This is a genomic window from Pantoea sp. ACRSB, assembly GCF_022346905.1.
Lineage (GTDB): Bacteria > Pseudomonadota > Gammaproteobacteria > Enterobacterales > Enterobacteriaceae > Pantoea > Pantoea piersonii.
Genome location: NZ_JAKRNL010000006.1, coordinates 250,733 through 257,166, shown reverse-complemented (window position 1 = coordinate 257,166; position 6,434 = coordinate 250,733). Strand labels below are relative to the sequence as shown.

General features: G+C 55.6%; 9 protein-coding genes. 3 read left to right on the top strand and 6 right to left on the bottom strand.

The window, feature by feature from the left end:
* The first annotated feature begins 510 nt into the window (after window positions 1–510).
* The gene (locus MHZ89_RS18165; RefSeq protein ID WP_311784138.1) at window positions 511–1,062 is read left to right on the top strand and encodes a gamma carbonic anhydrase family protein; all 552 of its coding nucleotides are present in this window, start codon (window positions 511–513) and stop codon (window positions 1,060–1,062) included.
* On the opposite strand, the gene MHZ89_RS18160 is transcribed toward MHZ89_RS18165, so the two are convergent.
* Genes MHZ89_RS18160 through dprA form a run of 6 tightly spaced genes read right to left on the bottom strand, consistent with a single transcriptional unit; the run spans window position 1,029 to window position 4,825 of the window.
* The gene (locus MHZ89_RS18160; protein WP_311784137.1) at window positions 1,029–1,286 is read right to left on the bottom strand and encodes a DUF1488 domain-containing protein; all 258 of its coding nucleotides are present in this window, start codon (window positions 1,284–1,286) and stop codon (window positions 1,029–1,031) included. The two genes, MHZ89_RS18165 and MHZ89_RS18160, sit on opposite strands and share 34 nt — an antisense overlap.
* On the bottom strand, window positions 1,283–2,101 hold the full coding sequence (gene aroE, locus MHZ89_RS18155) for a shikimate dehydrogenase (protein WP_311784136.1): 819 nt from the start codon (window positions 2,099–2,101) through the stop codon (window positions 1,283–1,285). The genes MHZ89_RS18160 and aroE overlap by 4 nt, the downstream gene beginning before the upstream one ends.
* A gap of 3 nt (window positions 2,102–2,104) precedes the next feature.
* A complete protein-coding gene (gene tsaC, locus MHZ89_RS18150) occupies window positions 2,105–2,677 on the bottom strand; it encodes an L-threonylcarbamoyladenylate synthase type 1 TsaC (protein ID WP_311784135.1) in 573 nt (190 codons plus the stop codon).
* Window positions 2,678–2,686: 9 nt separating this feature from the next.
* A complete protein-coding gene (locus tag MHZ89_RS18145; protein ID WP_120458452.1) occupies window positions 2,687–3,232 on the bottom strand; it encodes a type I DNA topoisomerase in 546 nt (181 codons plus the stop codon).
* A 23-nt stretch (window positions 3,233–3,255) separates the two neighbouring features.
* Window positions 3,256–3,729 carry a DUF494 family protein Smg gene (gene smg / locus MHZ89_RS18140; protein WP_033752918.1) on the bottom strand — a complete coding sequence of 158 codons (474 nt, stop codon included), beginning with the start codon at window positions 3,727–3,729 and terminating at the stop codon, window positions 3,256–3,258.
* A complete protein-coding gene (gene dprA, locus MHZ89_RS18135) occupies window positions 3,701–4,825 on the bottom strand; it encodes a DNA-protecting protein DprA (RefSeq protein ID WP_311784134.1) in 1,125 nt (374 codons plus the stop codon). Before dprA ends, smg begins: the two co-directional genes overlap by 29 nt.
* Window positions 4,826–4,941: 116 nt before the next feature.
* On the opposite strand from dprA, the gene def reads away from it, so the two are divergent.
* Together def and fmt are read left to right on the top strand one after the other, a co-directional pair.
* Complete coding sequence (gene def / locus MHZ89_RS18130; protein ID WP_311784133.1) at window positions 4,942–5,454, top strand: peptide deformylase; 513 nt, start codon at window positions 4,942–4,944, stop codon at window positions 5,452–5,454.
* 20 nt (window positions 5,455–5,474) lie between these two features.
* Complete coding sequence (gene fmt, locus MHZ89_RS18125) at window positions 5,475–6,419, top strand: methionyl-tRNA formyltransferase (protein WP_311784132.1); 945 nt, start codon at window positions 5,475–5,477, stop codon at window positions 6,417–6,419.
* Window positions 6,420–6,434 lie beyond the last annotated feature (15 nt).

The window sequence follows — 6,434 nt, the reverse complement described above, 5'->3', positions numbered from 1 at the left end:
TGCCGCCAGCGTTCAATCTGAGCCATGATCAAACTCTTCAATTTAAGTTTGATGCTCAAAGAATTAAACTTCGTAATGAATTACGTGTTCACTCTTGAGACTTGATATTTTTAAAGTCCGTGGACTTTTTGATATCTGTCCTGCGAGTGCCCACACAGATTGTCTGATAAATTGTTAAAGAGCGGTGCAGTCAGCGGCCGAGCCTGCTGCTGCGAGGTGGCGTATATTACGCTTTCCTCCCTCAGAGTCAACCACTTTTTTCAGCGATTTTCTCCGGCGACTCAGCTTCCCGAGCCTCCTGAACACTGCGCTTCGTAAGCCGTTGTGCCGTGTCAGTGGAGGCGCATTATAGGGATCCGATTTAATTGCACAACCCTTTTTTCGATCTTTTTTTCTGGTTGGCGATAATTCCATCTTATTGCAGAGATCTTCAACGATCGCAGGCCGTTTTCCCTTGTCTGGCACTGCGATCCACCCCAGTCTGTACGTGAATTGATAAGGAGAAAGTGAATGTCAGCCCTACGTCGTTATAAAGAGAGTTACCCGCAGTGCGGTCAGCGCGTCATGATCGACGCTTCCAGCGTCGTTATCGGAGATGTCATTCTGGGGGATGATGCCAGCGTCTGGCCATTAGTCGCGATACGCGGCGATGTAAATCAGGTTCGTATTGGCGCACGCACCAATATTCAGGACGGCAGCGTACTGCACGTTACGCACAAATCCGCCAGCAATCCTCAGGGCTTTCCTTTAACAATTGGCGATGACGTGACCGTTGGCCATAAAGCGATGCTGCACGCCTGTACTATCGGCAATCGCGTGCTGGTAGGAATGGGATCGATCGTACTGGACGGCGCCATTATTGAAGATGACGTAATGATTGGTGCGGGCAGCCTGGTGCCGCCGGGCAAGCGTCTGGAGAGCGGCTATCTCTATCTTGGCAGCCCGGTCAGACAAGTGCGCCCGCTGAACGAGCAGGAGATCGCGGGCTTACTCTACTCCGCTAACAACTATGTTCGCTGGAAAGATGACTATCTCGCAGATGCGAGCCAGACCCACTCCTGATCGTCGAACGCCTCGTTAATGATGGCCGCTTCCGCCTCTTCTTCTAAATCCCAGCGATGAGCGGTGAATAAGGTCATTGCCTCCCCCTGGCCGAAGCGCTGAGCCAGGGCTTCGGCAGAGATGGCGCAGGTCAGCACTATGCCGTTGACCAGCGCCGGGAAACAGACAGCCTCTTTATCAGCGTTCCACTCTTCGCGATCGGGAAACTGAATAGCCTGATTCATGGCTGCATTGCCTGTTTAAGCTGGGCGATAACCGGCGCAGTTTCCGGCATAACGCCATGCCACAGCAGAAAAGCGTGCGCGGCCTGCCCCACCAGCATGCCAAGGCCATCCGCATATTGCTGCGCGCCGTGTTGCACGCACCATTGCAGGAATGGCGTCGCGCCAGCCTGATAGAACATGTCGTAGCAGCGCACCTGAGCATTTATTAGCGAGCCTGGCAGCGGCGGAACCTCGCCGCTTACGCCGCTTGACGTCGCATTCATCACCAGGTCGAAGGCCCGCCCCGCCAGTTGCTCAAAGCCGCAGGCGTCAATCGTCCCATACTGGCTGAAGAGCTGCGCCAGCTCCTCTGCGCGCGCCTGCGTGCGGTTAACAACCGTCACGGCGCAGCCCGCGGAGAGCAGCGGCAGGATTACGCCGCGCGCCGCGCCGCCTGCTCCCACCAGCAAAATGCGATCTCCCGGGCGGATCAAGGCAAGACGTTCAAGATCGCTCAGTAGCCCGATGCCGTCAGTATTGTCGCCCAGGATACACCCATCGCTGCCTTTTTTCAGGGTATTAACCGCGCCGGAGAGCGAGGCCCGTTCGCTTAGCTCATCGGCGAATTCGCACGCCTGCTGTTTAAAAGGCAGGGTGACGTTGGCGCCGCGTCCGCCCTGAGCAAAAAACGCAGCAATAGCGTCCGGAAAAGCGTCGAGCGGCGCGCAGACGCGGCCATAACGATGCTCAATACCCGTCTGCTCAGCGAAGGCGAGATGAATCAAAGGGGACTTACTGTGGCTGATGGGATTGCCGAATACCGCAAACTGATCCATGCATTAGCCCTGACGAATAAGGTTGCCGGTTAACACATCGCGAATTTCCGACGGATTCTGCCGTCCGCCGGTGTTACCCACCAGCACCGGAAAGGCTTCGCCGAATTGCGCCCTGACCGCCTCGACAGTACGGCAAGGCTCTTCGCCCGACAGGTTTGCGCTGGTCGATACCAGCGGCTTGCCGAACGCGCGACAAAGTGCCTGTACATCAGGGTGATCGCTTACGCGTATCGCCAGCGAATCAAACCGACCCGTCAGCCAGCGCGGCGTTTGCGGCGTGGCAGGCACGACAAAGGTTACCGGGCCAGGCCAGTGAGCGAACATGCGTTCACGCTGCTCGACGGTCAGCTCGCGGTCAGAGATATAACGCTCCAGCTGAGTATAATCGGCTGCGATAAGGATCAATCCTTTCTCGACGGGACGCTGTTTCAATGCCAGCAGCGCCATTACGGCGCTTTCGCTGTCCGGGTCGCAACCTAAACCAAAGACGGCTTCGGTTGGATAAGCAATAACGGCCTGCTGACGCAGCTGTTCGACGCAGTCCTCCAGCGAACCGGAAAAAGAGTGTTTTTGCATGATGTTATCTTAAGTCTCTGATGCGGCGGCCTTGCCGCAACTTTTACTGGCGCAGAAGCGTTTTACGCCCTGCGCGGTTTTCTTCTCTACCAGCAATGGGAAATGACAGTGTGGGCATACGCCAGCGACTGGCGTAGCGTTAACGGCGAACTGGCAGGCCGGATAACGGTTACAGGCGTGAAACGTCTTGCCGTAACGCGAACGACGCTGCACCAGCTTGCCTTCCAGACATTGCGGGCAGGCAATAAGGGTTTCATCAGGTTTATCTATCGCTTCGCTATAGTCGCATTCAGGGTAGTGGCTACAGCCGATAAACATGCCGTAGCGTCCCTGGCGCAGCGCTTTATCCTCGCCGCACTGCGGGCAGGCGTGCCCTTCTAGCACCTTAACGATGTGGCCATCAGCCTGATTTTTTAGCGGCCGAATATAGTCGCAAGCTGGATAATTTGTGCAGCCTAAAAAGGCGCCGTGTTTACCGCTGCGGATAACTAAATCTGCCCCGCAGGCGGGGCAGGGATCCTGTTTACGCACGGTGAAGAGTGCTGATTTGCTCATAACGATGGCTGCATAACGGATAATTAATGCAGCATGCCTTCATTGACGTCGAATAATAGTTCTTCCATCTGCTGATAGGCGTTTTCGCATCCCGGGAGATTGAACAACACCATCAGCACCACCCATTTGAGATCTTCCAGATCAAACTCGAGCGTGTCGAGCGCCATGACTCGTTCGATGACCATTTCGCGCGTTTCCATATTGAGCACCTGGATCTGCTCCAGGAACAGCAGGAAACCACGACATTCGGCATCTAAACGCTGGCCTTCTTCTTCCGTGTAGATGCGCATTGAAAGCGGATCGTTGGCTAGCAGAATCGGATCGACCAGGCCCTCCTGATAATCTGCCAGCTTTTCTAACCAGTTCAACGCATTGTAGATATCTTCACGATGAAAACCGGCATCGGTTAAGTCATCAGTCAATGTATCCTGATCAACCTGCATTTCTGCTTCGTTGTGGATATATGTCTCAAACAAGTACATTAGTACGTCGAACATGGCATGCCCTCCTCAATCGGACATAGCCGCCGGGTACAGCTGCGATCCATCCTGCTAACTCCAGCTCCAGCAGTTGGGCTGCAATCACTGGCACAGGTTGGCCGGCACGTTCAGCGACGACGTCAACAGGTGTAACCTCATCACCTACGTTAGCCAACACCTCAGCAAATGGCAATGGCGCATCGCCGCTCTCATCAGAATATATTGCTTCCGGCTGTGTAAAAGGTAGCCAGTTAAACGCAGCGCGAAGATCTTCCACTATATCGACAGGATGGGCCACCAGCAGCGCCCCTTGCTGAATCAGCCAGTGCGTTCCCTCGCTGCCAGGGCTGCCCAGCGCTCCCGGTAAAGCGTAAACATTGCGATTTTGCTCCAGCGCATAGCGCGCAGTAACCAGCGAACCGCTTTTAATCGTCGCCTCCACAACCAGCACGCCCCGGCTCAAACCGCTGATAACGCGGTTACGGCGCGGGAAGTTGAGCGCATGGGGCAGCGTCGTAAGAGGAAATTCAGAAACGAGCGCCCCGCCTTTCTCCACAATCTCTGCTGCCAGCGCGCTATGACTTTTTGGATAGAGATGCTGTAATCCGCTACCCAGCACCGCGATGGTTTTCCCCTGCGCCTCCAGCGCCGCGCGATGCGCGATGCCGTCTATGCCGCGCGCCAGCCCGCTGGTAATGGTCAGATCGCTCAGCGCCAGCTGTTGGGAAAACCATTCGCCCCACTGCCGCCCATAGTGCGAACAGTTTCGACTGCCGACAATCGCCAGCTGCATTGAGGAGAGCAAAGCGGGTTCGCCTTTTATGTAAAGCAGCGGCGGAAAGCGGTGAATCTCGCGTAAAGCGGCGGGGTAGCCGTCGTCTAAAGCGGTCACCAGATGGTGAGCGTCGTTTTCAGCAAGCCACGCTTCGGTGGCAGCGATCTGACGCGACGGAAAATGGTAAAACTGGTGAATCTGCTGCTCGCTCAGACCGGCCGCTTTAAAGGTTAAGGAGGCGTCCTCTGTTTTATTAAGCGTTATCGCTGCCTCAAGCCAGCGTTTTCCGGTCAGGCCAGTTACGGCGGAAAGCCGCAAATAGCGCTCGATATTTCCCATAGTTGCTCCCTGCTTTACGTGCCGCTTCCTGCGGGTGAATGCTGTCAATCAGGCCTCAAAAAGTCTACAATATGAAGCAATAATCTTTTTTTAATCGCATACAGATCTGGATATTTATGTCAGTTTTGCAGGTATTACATTTCCCTGACGATCGTCTCCGCAAAATCGCGGCGCCAGTGAAAGAAGTTAACGCTGAGATTCAGCGCATCGTCGACGATATGTTTGAAACCATGTACGCCGAAGAAGGTATTGGCCTGGCGGCAACGCAGGTAGATATCCACCAGCGCATCATCGTTATCGACGTGTCGGAAAACCGCGATGAGCGTCTGGTTCTGATTAACCCGGAACTGCTGGATAAAAGCGGCGAAACCGGTATTGAAGAGGGCTGTCTCTCTATTCCTGAGCAGCGTGCCTTTGTTCCGCGCGCCGAGCGCGTCAAAGTGCGCGCGCTGGATCGCGAAGGCAACAGCTTTGAACTGGAAACCGACGGCTTGCTGGCTATCTGTATTCAGCATGAAATCGATCACCTCGACGGCAAACTGTTTATTGATTATCTGTCGCCGCTGAAGCGTCAACGCATCAAGCAAAAGCTGGAAAAACTGGCGCGCCAGAGCGCGCGTCCTTCCTGACGGCCAAAGAAGAGATAACCGTGTCTGCTCCGCTGAAAATTATCTTCGCTGGCACACCTGATTTTGCAGCGCGTCATCTTGACGCGCTGCTTGCTTCTGAGCATCAGGTTGTCGGCGTCTTTACCCAACCCGATCGCCCCGCTGGTCGTGGTAATAAGCTAACGCCCAGCCCGGTAAAAACGCTGGCGCAAACTCACGCCATTCCGGTATTTCAGCCGAAGTCGCTCCGCCCCGCTGAAAATCAGCAGCTGGTTGCTGATCTACAGGCGGATGTGATGGTCGTGGTCGCCTACGGTCTGATTTTACCGCAGGCGGTGCTGACGATGCCGCGTCTCGGCTGCATCAACGTACACGGCTCGCTGTTGCCGCGCTGGCGCGGGGCCGCGCCTATTCAGCGCTCGCTCTGGGCTGGCGACAGCGAAACCGGCGTGACCATCATGCAGATGGATGTCGGGCTGGATACCGGCGATATGCTGTATAAGCTTAGCTGCCCGATTACCGCGCAGGACACCAGCGCCACGCTGTATGACAAGCTGGCGCAGCTCGGCCCGCAGGGGCTGCTGGAAACGCTCTCTCAGCTGGCAGACGGCCGCGCGCAGCCGGAGAAGCAGGATGATGTGCAGGCTAACTACGCAGAGAAACTCAGCAAAGAGGAAGCCCGTCTCGACTGGCAGCTCTCCGCTGCTCAGCTTGAACGCTGTATCCGCGCTTTTAACCCCTGGCCGGTAAGCTATTTCCTGATTGAGGATCAGCCGGTGAAAGTGTGGCAGGCCACCGTATTGCCGCACGTCGCGAAACAGCCGGGCGAGATCATTGCGGCCGATAAGCAGGGTATTCAGGTCGCCACTGCTGAAGGCGTTTTGAATCTTCAGCTGCTGCAGCCAGCCGGTAAAAAAGCGATGTCAGCACAGGATCTTCTTAACTCGCGTCGCGAGTGGTTCACGCCAGGCCGCATTTTAGCCTGACCCCAGCCCGGCTCT

What these genes read in the sequence shown, in the direction of transcription:
- MHZ89_RS18165 (WP_311784138.1), top strand. Translation starts at nt 511, where the DNA reads ATGTCAGCCCTACGTCGTTATAAAGAGAGTTACCCGCAGTGCGGTCAG.
- MHZ89_RS18160 (WP_311784137.1), bottom strand. Translation starts at nt 1,286, where the DNA reads ATGAATCAGGCTATTCAGTTTCCCGATCGCGAAGAGTGGAACGCTGAT.
- aroE (WP_311784136.1), bottom strand. Translation starts at nt 2,101, where the DNA reads ATGGATCAGTTTGCGGTATTCGGCAATCCCATCAGCCACAGTAAGTCC.
- tsaC (WP_311784135.1), bottom strand. Translation starts at nt 2,677, where the DNA reads ATGCAAAAACACTCTTTTTCCGGTTCGCTGGAGGACTGCGTCGAACAG.
- MHZ89_RS18145 (WP_120458452.1), bottom strand. Translation starts at nt 3,232, where the DNA reads ATGAGCAAATCAGCACTCTTCACCGTGCGTAAACAGGATCCCTGCCCC.
- smg (WP_033752918.1), bottom strand. Translation starts at nt 3,729, where the DNA reads ATGTTCGACGTACTAATGTACTTGTTTGAGACATATATCCACAACGAA.
- dprA (WP_311784134.1), bottom strand. Translation starts at nt 4,825, where the DNA reads ATGGGAAATATCGAGCGCTATTTGCGGCTTTCCGCCGTAACTGGCCTG.
- def (WP_311784133.1), top strand. Translation starts at nt 4,942, where the DNA reads ATGTCAGTTTTGCAGGTATTACATTTCCCTGACGATCGTCTCCGCAAA.